General features: G+C 71.1%; 16 protein-coding genes and 1 pseudogene. 10 read left to right on the top strand and 7 right to left on the bottom strand.

Going from position 1 to position 17897, the window contains the following annotated elements:
- Positions 1-109 precede the first annotated feature (109 nt).
- Complete coding sequence (locus NGK70_RS00495; RefSeq protein ID WP_251971444.1) at positions 110-505, bottom strand: TraR/DksA family transcriptional regulator; 396 nt, start codon at positions 503-505, stop codon at positions 110-112.
- Between the two features lie 169 nt (positions 506-674).
- Here NGK70_RS00495 and NGK70_RS00490 point away from each other — a divergent pair, with 169 nt between their 5' ends.
- The gene (locus tag NGK70_RS00490) at positions 675-1979 is read left to right on the top strand and encodes an NAD(P)/FAD-dependent oxidoreductase (protein WP_251971443.1); all 1305 of its coding nucleotides are present in this window, start codon (positions 675-677) and stop codon (positions 1977-1979) included.
- A gap of 17 nt (positions 1980-1996) precedes the next feature.
- Here NGK70_RS00490 and NGK70_RS00485 read toward each other — a convergent pair whose 3' ends face one another.
- Positions 1997-2548 (bottom strand): OmpA family protein, encoded by a 552-nt coding sequence (locus NGK70_RS00485; RefSeq protein WP_251971442.1) that lies wholly within the window; start codon positions 2546-2548, stop codon positions 1997-1999.
- 157 nt (positions 2549-2705) lie between these two features.
- On the opposite strand from NGK70_RS00485, the pseudogene NGK70_RS00480 reads away from it, so the two are divergent.
- The 3 genes and pseudogenes from NGK70_RS00480 to NGK70_RS00465 all read left to right on the top strand — a co-directional run bounded on the left by NGK70_RS00480 (position 2706) and on the right by NGK70_RS00465 (position 7290).
- Positions 2706-3764: pseudogene (locus NGK70_RS00480) on the top strand (ABC transporter substrate-binding protein).
- Between the two features lie 154 nt (positions 3765-3918).
- Entirely contained in the window at positions 3919-6186 is a 2268-nt protein-coding gene (locus NGK70_RS00470) for an ABC transporter permease (RefSeq protein WP_251971439.1), read from the top strand.
- A gap of 30 nt (positions 6187-6216) precedes the next feature.
- Positions 6217-7290 carry an ABC transporter ATP-binding protein gene (locus NGK70_RS00465; RefSeq protein ID WP_251971438.1) on the top strand — a complete coding sequence of 358 codons (1074 nt, stop codon included), beginning with the start codon at positions 6217-6219 and terminating at the stop codon, positions 7288-7290.
- Between the two features lie 10 nt (positions 7291-7300).
- On the opposite strand, the gene NGK70_RS00460 is transcribed toward NGK70_RS00465, so the two are convergent.
- A complete protein-coding gene (locus NGK70_RS00460) occupies positions 7301-8293 on the bottom strand; it encodes a TerC family protein (protein ID WP_251971437.1) in 993 nt (330 codons plus the stop codon).
- Between the two features lie 73 nt (positions 8294-8366).
- Complete coding sequence (locus tag NGK70_RS00455) at positions 8367-8780, bottom strand: hypothetical protein (protein ID WP_251971436.1); 414 nt, start codon at positions 8778-8780, stop codon at positions 8367-8369.
- Between the two features lie 110 nt (positions 8781-8890).
- On the opposite strand from NGK70_RS00455, the gene NGK70_RS00450 reads away from it, so the two are divergent.
- The gene (locus NGK70_RS00450; RefSeq protein ID WP_251971435.1) at positions 8891-9784 is read left to right on the top strand and encodes a LysR family transcriptional regulator; all 894 of its coding nucleotides are present in this window, start codon (positions 8891-8893) and stop codon (positions 9782-9784) included.
- A gap of 41 nt (positions 9785-9825) precedes the next feature.
- Here the strand turns inward: NGK70_RS00450 and NGK70_RS00445 are convergent, their stop codons facing one another.
- Complete coding sequence (locus NGK70_RS00445; RefSeq protein ID WP_251971434.1) at positions 9826-10233, bottom strand: TerB family tellurite resistance protein; 408 nt, start codon at positions 10231-10233, stop codon at positions 9826-9828.
- 271 nt (positions 10234-10504) lie between these two features.
- On the opposite strand from NGK70_RS00445, the gene NGK70_RS00440 reads away from it, so the two are divergent.
- Positions 10505-10861, top strand: a complete 357-nt coding sequence (locus NGK70_RS00440) for an HPF/RaiA family ribosome-associated protein (protein WP_251971433.1) — start codon at positions 10505-10507, stop codon at positions 10859-10861.
- Between the two features lie 3 nt (positions 10862-10864).
- On the opposite strand, the gene NGK70_RS00435 is transcribed toward NGK70_RS00440, so the two are convergent.
- Positions 10865-11497 carry a GNAT family N-acetyltransferase gene (locus tag NGK70_RS00435; protein ID WP_251971432.1) on the bottom strand — a complete coding sequence of 211 codons (633 nt, stop codon included), beginning with the start codon at positions 11495-11497 and terminating at the stop codon, positions 10865-10867.
- Between the two features lie 166 nt (positions 11498-11663).
- Here NGK70_RS00435 and NGK70_RS00430 point away from each other — a divergent pair, with 166 nt between their 5' ends.
- Positions 11664-12215: a GNAT family N-acetyltransferase gene (locus NGK70_RS00430; RefSeq protein ID WP_251971431.1), complete on the top strand. Its 552-nt coding sequence runs from the start codon at positions 11664-11666 to the stop codon at positions 12213-12215.
- A gap of 25 nt (positions 12216-12240) precedes the next feature.
- Here NGK70_RS00430 and NGK70_RS00425 read toward each other — a convergent pair whose 3' ends face one another.
- Positions 12241-13515, bottom strand: a complete 1275-nt coding sequence (locus tag NGK70_RS00425) for a zinc-binding metallopeptidase family protein (RefSeq protein ID WP_251971430.1) — start codon at positions 13513-13515, stop codon at positions 12241-12243.
- Between the two features lie 57 nt (positions 13516-13572).
- On the opposite strand from NGK70_RS00425, the gene NGK70_RS00420 reads away from it, so the two are divergent.
- The 3 genes from NGK70_RS00420 to NGK70_RS00410 all read left to right on the top strand — a co-directional run bounded on the left by NGK70_RS00420 (position 13573) and on the right by NGK70_RS00410 (position 17889).
- Entirely contained in the window at positions 13573-14352 is a 780-nt protein-coding gene (locus NGK70_RS00420) for a class II glutamine amidotransferase (RefSeq protein WP_251973633.1), read from the top strand.
- Positions 14353-14598: 246 nt separating this feature from the next.
- Complete coding sequence (locus NGK70_RS00415) at positions 14599-16890, top strand: putative bifunctional diguanylate cyclase/phosphodiesterase (protein ID WP_251971429.1); 2292 nt, start codon at positions 14599-14601, stop codon at positions 16888-16890.
- Between the two features lie 60 nt (positions 16891-16950).
- A complete protein-coding gene (locus NGK70_RS00410; protein ID WP_251971428.1) occupies positions 16951-17889 on the top strand; it encodes an ABC transporter permease in 939 nt (312 codons plus the stop codon).
- Positions 17890-17897 lie beyond the last annotated feature (8 nt).

Raw genomic sequence — 17897 nt, 5'->3', positions numbered from 1 at the left:
CCAGCATCGCCACGCAGGACACCCAGAAACACAACGGCCCTCTCATGAGGGCCGATTGTCGGGGTGCGCGTACGTCAGGCCAGCGCGGCGTGGCCGCGCCGTTGGGCGCTCACATCAGCGCATGCGGCACGCCCCCGCGGCGGCTCTCCTGGCTGCTCTCGCAGGCCACGCAGCGCAGCGCCTGGGGCTGCACCTTCAGCCGCGCCAGCGGAATTTCGCTGCCGCAGTCCGCACACATGCCGTAATCGTCGTCGTCCAGGCGCTTGAGGGCCGCGCCGATCTCGGCCAGCTCGTGGCGCTCGTGGTCGGTGAAGGCCAGGTCCACCTCGCGATCGGCGTCGCGCTGCGGGCCGTCGTCGCCGTCCTGCAGCAACAGGTCGCGGGCGTGCTGCACGCGCGAGGCGCCGTCCTGATGCAGGGCGAGCGTGCCCAGCAGGGCTTCACGGCGCTTCAGCAACTCGCTGCGCAGTGCGTCGCGCTGGGTGGTGTCCAGGGGCGCATTCATCCGGATCTCCTGTGGCGGTTGGGACGGGGGACTTGCTTGACCGCATCGTGACACCGTCGGACTCCCCCTGGATTGACAGGTGTCAACGCCCGGTCGCTGGCAGTGTGCTCCCTAGAATGCTCCGAGCCGCACCCTGCGGCGCCTTTTTTGCGGTGCCCCTGCCCATCCCATGAGTGCCACTCCGCCCCCCTCGACCACAGCACCGCTGGCCGACCCGACCGCCCCGGCGACCCCGGTGGCCCTGCCTGCGCGTTGTGAGGTGCTGGTGGTCGGCTCCGGCCCGGCCGGCAGCGCCTGTGCCACGGTGCTGGCCGAGGCCGGCGTGGACGTGTGGCTGATCGACCAGCAGGACTTCCCGCGCGAGAAGGTCTGTGGCGATGGCCTGATCCCGGACGCCCACCACGCCCTGGCCCGCCTGGGCCTGCTCGACCAGGTGATGGCGCAGGCCTGCCACGTCAGCCACGTGCGCTGCGTCGGCCCCAGCGGCGGGCAGGTGGACGTGCCCGGCCGCCTGGCGGTGCTGCCGCGCCGGCAGCTCGACTGGCTGCTGCAGCGCCACGCCATCGCCCGCGGCGCGCACTGCCTGACGCCGGTGAAGTTCGAGGGCCTGATCGAGGACGAGGCGCCTGCGACCCACGGGGGCGGCGCCCGGGTGGTCGGTGCGCGCCTGCGCCATGCCGGCGCGCTGCACGAGCTGCGTGCCGACTGGGTGGTGCTGGCCACCGGCGCGGCGATGCCGCCGATGCTCGCGGCCGGGCTGTGCACCCGGCGCACGCCCAGCGGCATCGCTCTGCGTGGCTACGTGCGCAACCCGGCCGTGGTGGCGAACCAGCGCACGATGGACGTGGTCTGGCACCGCGACCTGCGCCCGGGCTACGGCTGGATCTTCCCGGTAGGTGACGCCACGTTCAACATCGGCGTGGGCGCCTTCTTCGACACCCGGGGCGACGGCCGCAGCGTCGCGGCGGACGCCAACCTGCGCGAGGTCTTCGACGCCTTCACCCGTGTCTACGCCCCTGCGAAAGCCTTGATGGACGGCGGCGAGTTCGTCGGCGAACTCAAGGGCGCACCGCTGCGCTGCACGCTGGGCGGTGCCGAAACCGGGCGACCCGGCCTGCTGGCCACCGGCGAGGCCATCGGTTCGACCTACGACTTCACCGGCGAGGGCATCGGCAAGGCGCTGGAAACCGGCCTGCTGGCGGCTGATGCCCTGCTGCGCGGCCGCCGGGCCGGCGCGAACGACGCCGCGGTCTGTGCCGACTACGGGGCCGGCGTGCGTCGCCTGCAGCCGCGCTTTGCGCTCTACGAGCGCGCCAACGGCGTCAATCGCCACCCCTGGCTGGCTGATCTGGTGATCTGGCGCGCCCGGCGCAGCCCGCGCCTGCTGCGACGCATGAGCGGCGTGCTCGACGAGACCAGCAACCCCGGCCACCTGCTCTCGCTGCGCGGCCTTTTCAAGCTGTTCGCCGAATAGCCGCTGTCGGTTGCGGTTCAGTCCAGGCTGCTGATCGACTCGCCGATCACGAAGATCTCGGTGCGCCGGTTGGTGGCCCGGCCTTCCGGCGTGCCGTTGTCGGCAATGGGCTTGCTCATGCCCAGCCCGCGTGCGGACATGCGGCTGGCGGCGATGTTGCGGTCGATCAGCGCCTGGCGCACCGCCAGCGCACGGCGCTCGGACAGGCTGTCATTGAGCTGCGCCGAGCCGACGTTGTCGGTGTGCCCCTCGACCAGCACGTTCGCCTGCGGCTTGTCGCGCAGCGCCCGCGCCAGCTTGTCCAGGAACAGCAGGCCGCCGGGCTTGATGGTGGCCTTGCCGGTGTCGAACAGCAGGCTCTCGTCGCCGGTGATCTGCGTGCCGTTGTTGATCTGCTTGATGCGGATGCCGTTCTGGCTTTTCGGCTCTGGCACTGGTTCCGCGTTGGCCGCACGCCGCTTGCTGCCACAGCCGGGCAGGACCAGGGCGCCCACGCCACCCGCGCCGAGCCAGGTCAGCCACGCACGGCGGGTTGAGGGGGTGTTGGGCCGGGCTTGATTCGCGTGCATTCCAGAGTCCTCTCTCTCCAAGGGGTAAGGCAGCCAGTCTAGGCCCTCAAAGTGGAAAAAATGTGATGCACTGCACGCTGGAAAGTGATGCGGCATGGCCACTGGCGGGCCGGCGTGGAGCGTTACATTGCTCGTCTCACTGCCACCCGGTGTTGCCATGTCCACCTGCACCCGCCTGTCCACCCTGTCCGCTTGCGCCGGCCCAGGCGCGCTGGGGCTGCTGCTCGCCGCCGTGCTGCCCGGCGCGGCGCTGGCGCAGGAAAAGCTCAACATGCTGTGCACCGCCAACCAGGAGTGGTGCCAGGTGATCGCGGCGGACTTCCAGCGCAAGACGGGCGTGCAGATCGCCTTCACGCGCAAGGGCACCGGCGAGGCCTACGCCCAGCTCAAGGCCGAGGCCGACAACCCCAAGGTCGACCTCTGGTGGGGCGGCACCGGCGACCCGCACCTGCAGGCGGCCGAGGAAAAGCTGACGATGAAGATCGACAGCCCCATGCTGGCGCAGCTGCAGCCCTGGGCGGTGGAGCAGTACAAGCGCGCCGGCGGGCGCACGGTGGGCATCTACCTGGGCGTGATCGGGCTGGTCTACAACCAGGAGGTGCTGGCCAAGAAGGGCCTGAAGCCGCCGGCCTGCTGGGCCGACCTGCTCAAGCCCGAATACAAAGGCGAGATCCAGATGGCCAACCCGAACTCCTCGGGCACGGCCTACACGAGCCTGGCGACCTGGGTGCAGCTCTGGGGCGAGGACCGTGCCTTCGAGTTCATGAAGAAGCTGCACCCCAGCATCAACCAGTACACCAAGCAGGGCCCGGCGCCGGGCATGGCGGCGGCGCGGGGCGAGACGGGCATCGCGATCACCTTTCTGCACGACGGGGTGATGAACGCGCAGCGCGGCTTCCCGGTGGTGAACGTGGCGCCCTGCGAGGGCACGGGCTACGAGATCGGGTAGATGTCCATCGTCGACGGCGCGCGCAACCTGGCCGCGGCCAAGCGCTTCTACGACTTCGCGCTGTCGGTCGAAGGCCAGGCCACGGCGCTCAAGGGCGAGAGCTACCAGCTGCCGTCGAACAAGGGCGGCGCGATCCACCCGAAGTCGCCGGACGTGAAGAAGATCAAGCTGATCGCCTACGACTTCGGCAAGTACGGCGCCGCCGCCGAGCGCAAGCGCCTGCTGACGAAGTGGGACGCGGAGGTCTTCCGCGCCGGGGCGAAGTGAGCGGATCGCCAGAGCGCTCCGGCTCCCTCCCCTGGCAGGGGAGGGTTGGGGTGGAGTCGAGCCTGAGGGCACCGTTGCGGTCGGGGGCTCGACTCCCTCCCCGACCCTCCCCCTGCCAGGGGGAGGGAGGAACACCGCGGCGTTCTGTCCACCCATGACCCGCACCCCCTCGCCAATCGGCCCGGCGCCGGCCCTGTGTCTGGCCGCCGGCCTGCTGCTGCCCTGGCACGTCACCGAGGCGGGCTGGTGGCGCGCCGCGACCTGGGCCGCCTGGCCGGGTGAGGGCGCACAGCCGCTGCTGCTGGCGCTGTCGGGCGCGATGCCCTGGCTGCTGCCGGTGGCGCTGCTGCTGGTGATGACGGCGGGCTGGGCGGCGGCGACCGGCCGCCTGGCCGCGCGGGCTGCGGGCGGAGCGGGCTCCCGCTGGGCCGGCGCGGCGCTGATCGGGCTGATCGGGTTGACGCTGGCGCTGCTGGGGGCGCTGCTGGCGCAGGGCCTGGTGATCGGCCCGCGCGGCCTGCTGCCGGGCGCGCGCGCGCTGCTGGGCGGCTGGTTCGGGCCCGAGGTGGTGCAGGGCTGGCAGGACGCGATCCGCGAGGCCGGCTGGCGCCAGCACGGCCTGGGCGCCGGGGCGCTGGCCACGGTGCTGGGCGCGCTGCTGCTGCTGGCGCAGGCGCTGGCGGCGCGCGGGGCCTTCCGCGGGGACCGCTTTGCCGCCGCGCTGGCGCTGGTCGGCGGGGTGGCGGTGGCCACCTTCATCGCCTGGCCGGTGGGCGGCATGCTGGCCTCCGCCCTGCGCGAGGGCCAGGGCGCCGACGCGCACTGGGCGCCCGCCGCGCTGCTGCAGCGCCTGGCGAGTCCGGAGCTCTGGCACGGGCCGGGCGCCTCGCTGGGCGTGGTGGCCAACACGCTGCTGCTGGCACTGGCGGCGGCGGCCGCCTCGACGCTGCTGGGCTTTGGCCTGGCGCTGGCGGCCGAGCGCACCCGGCTGGGCCGCTGGAAGGCGGTGGGCCTGCTGGCGGTGCTGCCGGTGGTGACGCCGCCCTTCGTCGTCGGCCTGTCGATCATCCTGCTGTTCGGCCGGCACGGCGCCGTCACCCAGTTCCTGGACTGGGCCTTCGCGATTCCCGCGTCGCGCTGGGTCTATGGCTGGCCGGGGCTGCTGCTGGCGCAGACGATGGCTTTCACGCCGGTGGCCTTCCTGATGCTGCGCGGCACGCTGCAGGGCATCGCGCCGTCGATCGAGCAGGCCGCGGGCACGCTGCGCGCGCCGCCGGCGATGGTGTTCCGCCGCGTCACGCTGCCGCTGTGCGCGCCGGGGCTGGCCAACGCCTTCCTGCTGGCGATGGTGGAGAGCATGGCCGACTTCGGCAACCCGGCGCTGCTGGGCGGGCAGATCGAGGTGCTGTCCACGCAGATCTACTTCGCGCTGGTGGGCGCACAGCAGGACGCTGGCCGCGCCGCCGCACTCGGCCTGCTGCTGCTGGCGATGACGGCGACGGTCTTCATCCTCCAGACGGTGGGGCTGGCGCGGGCGCAGTACACGACGATCGCCGGCAAGGCCGATGGCGCGCTGACCACCGCGCTGCCCGCCGGGCTGGCGCGCGGCGTCACCGGGCTGACGCTGGGCTGGCTGGCGCTGACGGTGGCGGTCTACGGCACGGTGCTGGCCGCCGGCTTCGTCAAGCAGGTGGGGCTGGACCACACGCCCACGCTGCAGCACCTGCGCGAGGCCTTCGGCCTGGAGCGCGGCGAGCTGGGGCTGGTCTGGTCCGGCGCGGCCTGGAAGCCGCTGTTCACCACGCTCTGGGCGGCGGGGCTGGCGGCGCCCTTCACCGCACTCGGCGGGCTGGCGCTGGCCTGGCTGATCGAGCGGCGGCGCTTCGCCGGCCGGCGGCTGCTGGAGTTCACCGTGCTGCTGACCTTCGCGATCCCCGGCACGGTGGTGGGCCTGGCCTACATCGGCGCCTTCAACCTGCCGCCCATTGAGCTGACCGGCACGCTGGGCGTGCTGATCGCCTGCTTCATTTTCCGCGACCTGCCGGTGGCGATGCGCGCCGGCAGCGCCGCGCTGGCGCAGGTGGACGCCTCGCTGGAGGAGGCGGCCGCCACGCTGCGCCACGCGCCCTGGCCGGCGCTCAGGCGCGCGCTGCTGCCGCTGCTCAAGCCGGCGCTGGTGGTGGCACTGGTGGTGTCGCTGGTGCGTGCGGCCACCTCGCTGTCGCCGGTGGTCTTCCTGGCGACGCCGGAGTTCACGCCGGTGACGGTGTGGGTCATCGAGCGCGCCGAGAGCGCCCAGTACGGCCTGGCCATCATCGCCAGTGCGGCGCTGGTGGCGGCGATGGGGCTGTCCATCGCGCTGATCCAGCGCCTGGTCGGCGAGCGCCAGATCCGCCGCAGCGCGCAGGCCCTGTCCTCGTGACCTCCTGAGCCTCACCTCGAACCCCCCGCCATGCCCGCCCAGGACCTGACCCTCGACAACCTCACGCTGCGCTTCGGCACCTTCACCGCGGTGGACGGCTTCAGCCTGCAGGTGCCGGCCGGGCGCATGGTGACGCTGCTGGGCCCCTCGGGCTGCGGCAAGACCACCACGCTGCGCATGCTGGCCGGGCTGGAGCGGCCGACCAGCGGTCGCATCGTCGTCGGCGGGCGCGACATCACCGCCGCGCCGACGCACGAGCGCGACATCGGCATGGTGTTCCAGAGCTACGCGCTCTTCCCGCACCTGAGCGTGGCGGACAACGTCGCCTTCGGCCTGGTGGCCGAGCAGGTGCCGGCGCCCGAGCGCGCCAGCCGGGTGCAGGAGGCGCTGGGCCTGGTCGGCCTGGGTGAACTCGGCAGCCGCCGGCCGGCGGAACTCTCCGGCGGCCAGCAGCAGCGCGTGGCGCTGGCGCGGGCGCTGGTGCTCAAGCCGGCGCTGCTGCTGCTGGACGAGCCGCTGTCCAACCTGGACGCGGCGCTGCGCCACCGCATGCGCGCCGAGATCCGCGCGCTGCAGCAGCGCCTGGGGCTGACGGCGCTGTACGTGACGCACGATCAGGAAGAAGCGCTGGCGGTGTCCGACGAGATCGTGCTGATGCGCGCCGGGCGCATCGAGCAGCGCGGCAGCCCGCAGCAGATCGTGCGCGAGCCGGCCAATGCCTTCGTCGCCGGCTTCATCGGTCAATCGATGCTGCTGCCGGCGCAGGTGGCGGCGCTGCCGGGGGGCGAGGTGGCCGTCAGCTGTGGTCCGCTGCACCTGGCGCTGCCGGCGCCCGCTGCGCTGGTCTCAGGGGATGCGTCCGAATCCGCGGACGCTGCCTGGCAACTCGCGGTGCGCCCCTGGGCGCTGCGACTGGAGCTTGGCGACCTGGCCGAGGTGCTGGCGGTGCGCTACCTGGGCCACCAGCACGAGGTGGACCTGCGCCTGCCAGACCTTGGCGACTGCACCGCCGTGGTCCCCGAGCCGGCCGGCTTCGTGCCGGCCGCCGGTGCGCGCTGCGGGGTGGCATTGCACCCTCGCGGGTGTGCACTGGTGCGGGCCTGATCCTCGGTGGTCAGCTCGCCTCCGGCGCCGCCGACGGGCCCCGTGTCTTCCACAGCGATACCAGCACGCCGCCGGCGATCAGGCTGAACGTCACGCTCAGTGAGATCACCGCCGGGATCTTGCCGACGAGGCCGACCAGGAAGATCTTGCTGCCGATGAAGACCAGTACGAGGGCCAGCGCGTACTTCAGGTACTTGAAGCGGTGGATCATCGCCGCCAGCGCGAAGTACAGCGCGCGCAGGCCCAGGATGGCGAAGATGTTGCTCGTGTAGACGATGAAGGGGTCGGTGGTGATCGCGAAGATCGCCGGCACCGAGTCGACCGCGAAGACCAGGTCGACGAACTCCACCAGCACCAGGGCCAGCAGCAGCGGGGTCGCAAAGCGTTCCGGTTTGCCGGTGGCGGGGTCGTGCTCGCGCAGCCAGAAGGCATTGCCGCGCAGACCGTCGGTCACGCGCAGGTGCCGCTTCAAGAACCGCAGCAGCGGGTTGTTGGCGATGTCGGGCACGTGGTCGGCCATGACCCACATCTTGATGCCCGTGGCGATGAGGAAGGCGCCGAACAGGTAAAGCACCCAGCTGAACTGGCTGACCAGCGTGGCACCCAGGCCGATCATGATCGCGCGCAGCACGATGACGCCCAGGATGCCCCAGAACAGCACCCGGTGCTGGTACTGCCGCGGGATGGCGAAGAAGCTGAAGATCAGCGCGATCACGAAGACGTTGTCCATCGACAGCGACTTCTCGATCATGAAGCCGGTGTAGTAGTCCATGCCGCTCTGCGCGCCCAGGAACCACCAGACCCAGGCGCCGAAGAGCAGCGCCACGCTGATGTAGCCCGCCGACAGCAGCAGGCTTTCGCGCACGCCGATCTCGTGGTCGTCCCGGTGCAGCACGCCCAGGTCGAAGGCCAGCAGCGCGGCGACGATGCCGACGAAGACCAGCCAGATCCAGGCCGGCTTGCCCATGAAGTCGGCCGTGAAGAAGGGAAGCAGGTGTTCCATGGTGCAGGCTCAGACGATGTGGGTGGCGGCATGTGCCCATGCCGGTCAGGCCGGGGGATGCGGATCGGCCCGCTCAGCCAGCCGCCAGCACGCGGCTGCCGGGCTGCCCGGGGTCGCTGCGGCGTCGCCACAGGGCGATGAGCAGATGCAGGCCGCCACCGAGCAGGACGAGCAGCAGGCTGCCAAGGCCCCAGAGCACCCAGGTCGCCACGGTCAGGCCACCGGCCAGGGCGGGGGTGGCCTGGAGCAGGCCTTCGACGACAGGGCCCAGAGTCGACAGCAGCGCGGTCACTGAAGAAGCGAGCTCCGGCGGCACCCACGGTGCCAACCATGGCGGCAGGGCAAGCACGCCCACACCCGATGCGGTACCGGACAGCGCGCCTGCGGTGGAAACCGTCCAGACCGCGAGGGCGTGCAGTGCCCAGGCCGTCAGCGACCAGAGCGCCAGAAGCGCGACGATGACCAACCAGCTGATGGCGTAGAACATGGCATGAACTCCGATGACGATGAACCGCTGGACAGTGTGGGGATGTTCAGGCGCCGGAAAAATCAGGTTGAATCGCAGCTGGCGTTCGTACTTTCCGAACTGGAGGCTGCATGCTGAACTACCGCCATCTGCACTACTTCTGGGTGGTCACCAAGGAGGGCGGCTTTGCCCGTGCCGCCGAGCGGTTGGACATGGCGGTGCAGACCATCAGTGCCCAGGTGCGCGAATTGGAGAAGTCGCTCGGGCATCAGCTGCTCAAGCCGGCGGGACGCGGCGTGGCCCTCACCGAAGCCGGCCAAGCCGCCTTCGCGCGCGCCGAGGAGATCTTCCAGCTGGGCCAGTGCATCGCCGACGAAGTGCGCGAGGCGGCGAGCGGCAAGGTCGCGAAGCTGGCGGTGGGTTTGTCTGACGGTATTTCCAAGCTCGCCGCCCACGCGCTGCTGGCGCCGGTTCTGGCCACCCCCAACCTGCGGCTGGTCTGCCATGAAGGTGAGTTTGAGCAACTGCTTGCCGAGCTGGCGTTGCATCACCTTGACGTGGTGCTGGCCGGCCAGGCCGCGCCACGCAACCCGAACCTGCGCCTGAGCAGCGAGCGGCTCGTCGAGTCGCCGGTGGAGTGGTATGGCCCGGCCGGAATGGTCGGCAGGAGCGAGCGGGACGGTTTTCCGCACACCCTCAACGAGCTGCCGGTGCTGTTGCCCACGGGGCACTCGGCCCTGCGCTCGACGCTGGACCACTGGTTCGAGTCGATGGGTTTGCGCCCGCGTATCGTCGGCGAGTTCGAGGACAGCGCGCTGTTGGCGGTGTTTGCGGCGCGTGGGCTGGGCGTGTTCCCGGTCAGCCGCCTCGGGGCGGACGACGTGGGCCTGATGCAGGGCCTGCAACTGCTCGGCCGCAGCGACGGCGTGAAGGAAGAGATCCACGCCATCCGCTCACGGCGGGGACAGCACCACCCGCTGGTGCTGCAGATCATTGCCTCTGCAGGCAACTCTGCAGGCACCTGAGCGCCGGCGGTCGGGCCGGCGGTGGCGTTGCCGTCACCGCGTCATTGGGCGCCTGCCTGTGCGTGGCCGATGTGCCAGTGCCTGCGCGCCGCTGCCATCACCAGCTCCTCAGCCTCGGCCAGGTGCAGGTCTGCCGCGGCCGCGGCGCCGGCCAGACGCAGCACCGTGCGCTGCAGCGCGGGGGCGTCCACCTCGGCCATCAGCGACGCGAGCGTCGCCTCGGGGACGCTGCACATCACGCCGCCACTGCCATAGGCGCCCAGGAGCAGGTCCTCGCACAGGGTGTGCATCACCTGCGCAAAGCGGCCGGGCGCCAAGCCCAGTTCAGCTCCGATCTGGAGTTGGTGCAGGGTTTCGATCTCCGAGCGGCAGACATGGCCGTCGGAGATCAGGACCAGCGCAACGATGCGCGCGGCGGCTTCTGGGCTGTTTCGGGGGTAGCTGCGCACGAGGGAATCTCCGTTGGGCGTGAATGGCGGGGACAAAAGACAGGCTTCAATGTGCGCCCGTTGATACTTCGGTGAAAGCAGAAAGTCACTGAATAGAACGTAGAAAAATACGAACCATTGAGACGCAGTTTCCCGCTCGGCCGGGCGCCCGACCCGTCGCAACGGCCATCGGCGCATCAGGTTTCTTCGAAGCCGCTACCAGGAATTGCCTGCTGGGGTACCGGAAATCCGGCCCGACCTTGACGAGATCGCTCAACCCAGGAGAACCGCGATGCAAGTGCTCTTCAAGTCCCGTGATCCTCAGGCTGCCCAGATGAGGGGTGGCGTCGAGCGCCGCGTGCAGGTCGTCTTGCGGCGCATCAGCTGGCGGGTGCCACGCGCCGTGGTGCAGTTCTCGGACGTGAACGGTCCGCGTGGCGGCGTCGACAAGTGCTGCCGGATCGAGCTGCGCACCGATGGCGCCGGCTCCGTCGTCGTTTCGGCACTGGCAAAGGACTGGCGGACCGCGCTCGACGACGCACTGGCCCGGGCCAGTCGATTCGTTCGGCGCCTATGGCAGCGCATCGGCGCCGAACGTCGGCTGCGCCGCCGACCGATCGACTCGCAACGCATGAACCAGGCCCAGTGAGGATCAGCCGGTCGCGCTCCACTCCTGCCCCAACACCCCATACAGGCAGGTGTCGTACGTGTTCCCCTTCGCCGTCCAGCGCTGCCGCAGCCGCCCTTCCAGCTGAAAGCCGAGCCCCTCCAGCAGCCGGCAGGAAGCCACGTTGTCGGGGTTCACCTCGGCCTCGATGCGGCGCAGGCCGAGCGCCGTGAAGGCGTGGCTGCAGGCCGCGGCGACGGCCTCGCGCATCAGGCCCTGGTGCCAGTGGGCGCGGCCGAGCACGTAGCCGATTTCGGCGCGGCGGCTGGCGGCCTCGTAACGGTGGAAGAGCAGCGCGCCGATGACGCCACCGTGGTCGCGGTGCTGCAGCACCAGCTGCCGGGTGCTGCCGGCGGCGACCAGCGCCTCGACGCGCGCCAGCCAGGCGCGGGCGTCGTCCAGGGTCTGCCAGGTGGCGTAGGGCAGCCAGCGGGTGACGGTGTCGTCGCCGTTGACCACCAGCAGGTCGGCCAGGTGCCCGGCGCTGGCGGGCACGAGGGTCAGCCGCGGGCTGTCGATGCGGTCGATGGGTGGCAGGTCGGTCGGTACGGGCAGTGAGGCGGGCCCGGCCGGCAGGGCGCCTTGGTGGACCGTGACTGTCAGCGGGGAAGGCGACATGGCTGGGAGGGGTGGTCAACGGGCAACGGACCGCCGGGGCTGCGCAGGAGGTGGGCCGACGAAGCATAGCCCGCAACCAGGGGGCCGCCGCTTCAGTGCACCCTCAGGTGTGCCGCATAGGCTGGCTCAGGTTCCTTCACCCGGTGCCCTGCCGGGGCTGCTGCCGATGCCCTTTCCAAACCCACAACCGCTGCGCTACCGCGACTGGCCCCAGGTGGCGGCGCTGGCGCTGCGCAGCCTGCCGGACCTGCAGGCGCGCACGCTGCGCTACTACCTCTGCCACCACTCCAACGGCTTCCATGTGCTGCGTGAAGGGCGCCGCGTGCTGGGGTTGTCGTTCGTGCAGCGTGAACCCGGGTCAGGTGAGCTGTGGCTGACGATGATCGCGGTGGATGGCGACCAGCGGCGCCGCGGCCTGGGCTCGCTGCTCCTGCAGCAGGTGGAGGCGCGGGCCGCGGGAATGGGGCTGGCCCGAGTGGGGCTGCGTTGCCGGCAGGACAACGCGCAGGCACTGGCGATGTACCGGCGCTTCGGCTATGCCGTGACCGGGGAGAGCCGGCACCCGCGCACGGGCGATCCGGTGTTCGTGCTGCACAAGCGGCTGCCCACCGGTGCCCAGGGGACGCCACAGCTGCCCCTGTTGCGGCGGGAGGTGCCCCGGCTGCGTTGCTGGCTCAACCGGGCGGTCCACATCGGGCTGTTCGGCCTGCGGGTGTGAGGCAGGGGCCGGTCAGAGGGGCGCGTCAGCCGGCGGTTGCTGCTGCACTCACCACCCGGTGCACGAAGTGCAGCTTGCGCACCGCGGCGGCGCTGGGCGTGAAGGGGTAGAAGTCGCTCTGGCCCATGCTGCGCGAGAGTTCGTTGAGCAGCGCGGTGAGTTCGGCCCAGGCGTTCACGGCGGCGAGGAAGGCCGGGTCGGGGGCGGTGAGGGCGTCCTCGCCGTAGGGCTGGATTTCCATCTCGATGTCCTCGGCATCGAGGTCGAAGCGGCGCGCGGTTTCCAGCGTGTCGTGCAGATGCAGGTAGTGGGCCCAGGTTTCGGCCCAGTCCTCCCAGGGGTGGCTGGCGGCGTAGGCGCTGACGTGCCACTGCGCCCAATCGGGCCGGGGGCCCTCGGCATAGTGCTGCTGCAGGGCGCTGCGGTAGTCGGCGCGCTCATCGCCGAAGAGCTGCCGGAAGGGCTCCTGCCAGGCGCTGCCGGCCACCAGCCGGTCCCAGTAGTAGTGGCCGACCTCGTGGCGCAGGTGGCCGAGCAGGGTGCGGTAGGGCTCGTGCAGCTGGGCGCGCAGGCGTTCACGGGCAGCGTCGTCGGCCTCCTCCAGGTCGAGGGTGATGAGGCCGTTGGCGTGGCCGGTGAGCACCTCGGCGCCGCCCGGTGATTCAGCGAGGAAGTCGAAGGCGAGGCCGCGCTGGGGGTCTTCGCCGCCCGCGCCCGGCAGCCGGGAGGCCACGGGCAGCCCCAGTGCGAGCAGCTGGGCGATCAGGCGGCGCTTGGCGGCCTCGATGCGGGCCCAGGCGTCGGCCTGGCCGGCGCGGCCCAGGTCCGGGATGGTGCGGTTGAGCCGGCAGGCGCGGCAGTACAGCGGGCGCTGCCCGGCGTCATTGCGCTCGCTGGTGGGCACGAGCCAGTTGCAGGCCGCCGGGCTGGTGGCGTTGGCGCAGCGCAGGTAGGTGGCCGCGGCATGGTCGGGCCGGGCGTCGTGCCAGGTCGGGGCGGGCTCGCCGGGCAGCGGCTCGGCCGGCGCCAGGGCGAGCATGGCGCCGGCCAGCGGGTCGAAGCCCAGCGCCCGCCCGCAGGCCAGACAGCGGTCATTGCGGAAGTAGATCCGCCGCCCGCAGACGCAGCGCCAGGCCGGGAGGCTGGCTGGCACGGTGGCACGGGTGGCTCGGGTGGGGTGCACCGGGGTCTGCCAGGCCCGGGCGAGGTGTTCGCCGAGGCGGGTGAGGAGGGCCGTGGTGTCCATCGGGGGCAGGGGCGGGCAGGTGGTGTCGCGCTGGGCGCGCGGGCTGGCAGGCATGCAGGCAGGCCGCATTGTGGGCGAGGGCCCGACGGGCGGATGCGGCACACTCACGCCATGTGCCAGCTGCTCGGCCTCAATGCCAACACCCCCACCGACCTGGTGTTCAGCTTCACCGGCTTCGCCCACCGCGCCGAGGAGCACCGCGATGGCTTCGGCATCGCCTTCTTCGAAGGGCCGGGGGTGCGGTTGTTCGTGGATCACCAGAGCGCCACCACCTCGCCGGTGGCGGAGATGATCCGGCGCTACCCGATCCACAGCCGCCACATCATTGCCCACATCCGCAAGGCCACGCAGGGACGGGTGGCGCTGGAGAACACGCACCCCTTCATGCGCGAGCTGTGGGGGCGCTACTGGGTGTTCGCGCACAACGGCAACCTGGTGGACTTCCAGCCCAAGCTGCATGCGGCCTTCCGCCCAGTCGGCGACACCGACAGCGAACGCGCCTTCTGCTGGCTGATGCAGGAGATCTCGAAGTGCCATGCCGGCGTGCCCAGCGTGGCGCACCTGACGCAGACGCTGGCCGAACTGGTGCCGCCGGTGGCCAGGCACGGCACCTTCAACTTCCTGCTCAGCAACGGCGAGGCGCTGTGGGTGCACTGCAGCACCAAGCTGCATTACATCGAGCGAGCCCACCCCTTTGACACCGCGCAGCTGCAGGACGAGGACCTGACGGTGGACTTTGCCGCCCACACCACGCCGGACGATCGCGTGGCGGTGGTGGTGACTGAACCGCTGACCTGCAACGAGGCCTGGACGGCGATGGCGCCCGGCGAGCTGCTGGTCTTCGAGAACGGCCGGCGCTGCCCGTTGGCTGGAGCGGGACGCGCCGGCTGACTGGTGGGTTGGCCGGGCGGGGGGGCCGTTCCCCTGGATGGCGTGACAGGGTTCACGGTCGGGTGGGCGTGGCTGCCTGTACCCGTGACCCGGGCTGCCGATGTTCCTGCGGACGGCATGTGTCGCTCCGCCAGAGGCGGGGTGGCGAGGGCCGGCGTATCGGTACCTCCCATGAGCAGTAGCCAGCCCTCTTCACCGCCAATCGCTACCGTTGCGCCTCGACCCCTGGTCAGCGAGAGGCAGGCCATGATGGATGCCTACTACGGTGCGTCCACCGTCACCCTGCTGGCGGGCGCCTTTGGCGCTGCGCTGGTGGTGTTTGCACTGCTGCCGCACCTGCCGCCGTTGTACGTGAAGGTGTGGCTGCCGGCGGTCGAGCTGCTCTTTGCCCTTCGGCTGGCCGCGGTATGGGTGTATCGGCACGGCGCGCGGCAGCGCTTCGGTCTGCTGGCCTGGCAGCACCTGGCCTGGGGCGCCACGGCGGTCCAGGGCGCCGCCTGGGGCAGCTTCAGCGCGCTGGTCGGTGTGCTGCCCGAACCGATCCACCAGATGGCCGTGCTGGTCACGGCCTTGGTGATGGTGGCGGGCAGCGCGTCCCTGGTCGGTGCGTTGCCGGTGGTGGTCCCGGTGTTCGGCATCCTGACGTTGGCGCCGGCGATCGTCGGGCTGCTCAGCTGGGGGGATGGCCTGCATGCCTTCCTGGCGTTCTGCTGCCTGATGTTCATCGTGACGGTGAATTTCTCGCTGCCGCGCACGGTGCAGGGGCTGATCCGCAGCCTGCACAGCACGGCCCAGGAGCGCGAGCAGGTGCTGGCCCACCTGCAGGACGCCGAGCGGATGGCCCTGGTCGGGCACTTCGTGTGGGACGTGCAGGGCGGGCATGTCACGGTGTCGGCCCAGGCCTGTCGCATGCTGGGCGTGCCGGCGGGGAAAGTGGTTTCGCCGCGCGACATCACGCAGGCGCTGGCGGCGGAGGACCGCGAGCGGGTCACCGAGCTGATCCGCGACTCGCTCACGCAGCAGCAGGCCGAGCTGCGCTACGACGCCCGGGTGGTGTCGGTCCGTGGCGAGTTCCATGTGCAGGCGGTGCAGCGCGCCGAGTACAGCGATGACGGCCGCGCCGTGCGCGTGATGACGACGGTGCAGGACGTGACGAGGCAGGTGGCGGTGCAGCACGAGCTGCGCGATCTGGCCTACGGCGACCCGCTGACCGGGCTGGCCAACCGGGCGGCCTTCCAGGCGTCGCTGGCTTCGGCGGTGGCCACCTGCCAGGGCAGGCTGGCGCTGCTCGTGCTGGACCTGGACCATTTCAAGTCGGTCAACGACACGCTGGGCCACGACGCCGGCGACCGCCTGCTGGTGGAGGCCGCCACGCGGCTGAAGGCCGGCCTGCGCCAGGGCGACGGGCTGGCGCGCCTGGGCGGCGACGAGTTCGCCATCGTGCTGCCGGTGTTGGAGAGCAGTGCGATGGCCGCGACCGTCGCCGAGCGGCTGATCGCCGCGCTGGGCCGGCCCTTCCGGCTGGGCGAGCTGGAGCTGTACGTGTCCTGCAGCGTCGGCATCGCGATGTACCCGGGCGATGCCACCGATGCGGACTCGCTGATGCGCTGTGCCGATGTGGCCATGTTCGATGCCAAGTCGCGCGGGCGCTCGGGCTACCAGTTCCACAACGCCGAGCAGAGTGCCCGGGCGCGTGAGCGGGTGCGGCTGGACGGTGACCTGCGCCGCGCGATCGAGCGCAACGAGCTGGAACTGCACTACCAGCCCAAGGTGCGCGTGAGCGACGGCGGGGTGGTGGGCGCCGAAGCGCTGCTGCGCTGGCGGCGTGGCGGCGGTGCGCTGGTGCCGCCGGACCGTTTCATCCCGGTGGCCGAGGACACCGGCCTGATCGTGCCGATCGGCGAGTGGGTGCTGCGCACCGCCTGCGAGACCGCGGTGGCCTGGAACGCGCACCAGCCACCGGGTGCGGCTGCCCTGAAGATCGCGGTGAACCTGTCGCCGCGGCAGTTCTGGTCGCCGCACTTCGTCGGCATGGTGCGCGCCGTGCTGCACGACAGCGGCTGCCGGCCGGAGTGGATCGAGCTGGAGATGACCGAGAGCCTGCTGATCGACTCGCGCGGCCAGGTGGCGGCGATCCTGGCCGAGCTGCGCCAGCTGGGCTTCACGCTGGCGATCGATGACTTCGGTACCGGCTATTCGGCGCTGGGCTACCTGACCCGCTTCCCGATCACCACGCTGAAGATCGACCGCTCCTTCGTCAACGAGGTGGCGACGCAGCCCGCCCGTGCCGGCATCGTCCGTGCGGTGGTGGGCATGGGCCACAGCCTGGGCCTGGAGCTGGTGGCCGAGGGGGTGGAGGATGCCGACCAGGCCGCGGCGCTGCGCCAGATGGGCTGCCACCTGGCGCAGGGTTGGCTGTACGGCCGGCCCGTGCCGCGCGCGGAGTTCGAGCGCCTGCAGGCGGCCGTGCTGGGCCCATCGGTGCGGGGCGGTAACGTGGCCGGCGAAGCCCGCGAAGCCACCGCGCTGCCCGCCTGAGCCGGCTCCCCGGGCCGGCCAGGATGGCGCGGCCGGGCGGCCTCGCTAGACTCCCGGTCCATGCTCGCCTATTTGATCCGCCGCCTCTGGCAGATGGTGCCGACCCTGCTCGGGGTGGTGCTGCTGGTCTTCTTCCTCTTCAAGGCCTTCGGCGGGGACCCGGCCGAGATCCTCGGCGGCCTGAACGCCACCAGCCAGCAGATCGAGCAGATCCGTGAGCAGCTCGGCCTGAACCGGCCGGTCTGGGAGCAGCTGGGCATCTTCCTCAAGCAGATCGTCAGCTTCGACTGGGGCCGGTCCTGGGCCACGCAGGAGGCGGTGTCCAGCCTGTTCGGCAGCCGCCTGCCGGCCACGCTGACGGTGATGGTGCCCATCCTGATCCTGGATGCGCTGCTGGCCATCCCCTTTGCGCTGGCGGTGGCGGCGGTGCGCGGCTCGCTGACCGACCGGGCGATCATGGTGGTCACCACCGTGGCGCTGTCGATCAGCTTCCTGGTCTACGTCATCGTCGGCCAGTGGCTGTTCGCCTTCCAGCTCGGCTGGTTCCCGGTGCAGGGCTGGACGGCCAGCTTCTGGACCAACCTGACCACCTACGCGCCGCTGCCGATCCTGCTGGCGGTGATGGTGGGCGTGTCGCCGCAGACGCGCCTGTACCGCAGCTTCTTCCTGGACGAGATCGGCCAGGACTATGTGCGCACCGCCCGCGCCAAGGGGCTGACCGAGCGCGCCATCCTGCTCAAGCACGTGCTGCGCAATGCGCTGATCCCCATCCTCACCAACATCGGCGTGCAGCTGCCGGGCATCTTCGTGGGCAGCTTCCTGATCGAGGTGTTCTTCTCCATCCCCGGCATCGGCCGCGAGGTGCTGCTGGCGGTCAACCGCAGCGACTACCCGGTCATCCAGGCGGTGACCATCTACCTGGCGATGATCACGATGCTCGTCAATCTGCTCACCGACCTGCTCTACAAGCTGGTCGATCCGCGGGTGGTCCTCAAATGAGCGCCGCC

The sequence above is a fragment of the Sphaerotilus microaerophilus genome (genome assembly GCF_023734135.1).
GTDB lineage: Bacteria > Pseudomonadota > Gammaproteobacteria > Burkholderiales > Burkholderiaceae_C > Sphaerotilus > Sphaerotilus microaerophilus.
The sequence above is the reverse complement of the archived record's forward strand: the minus strand, read 5'-3'. Positions and strand labels throughout refer to the sequence as shown.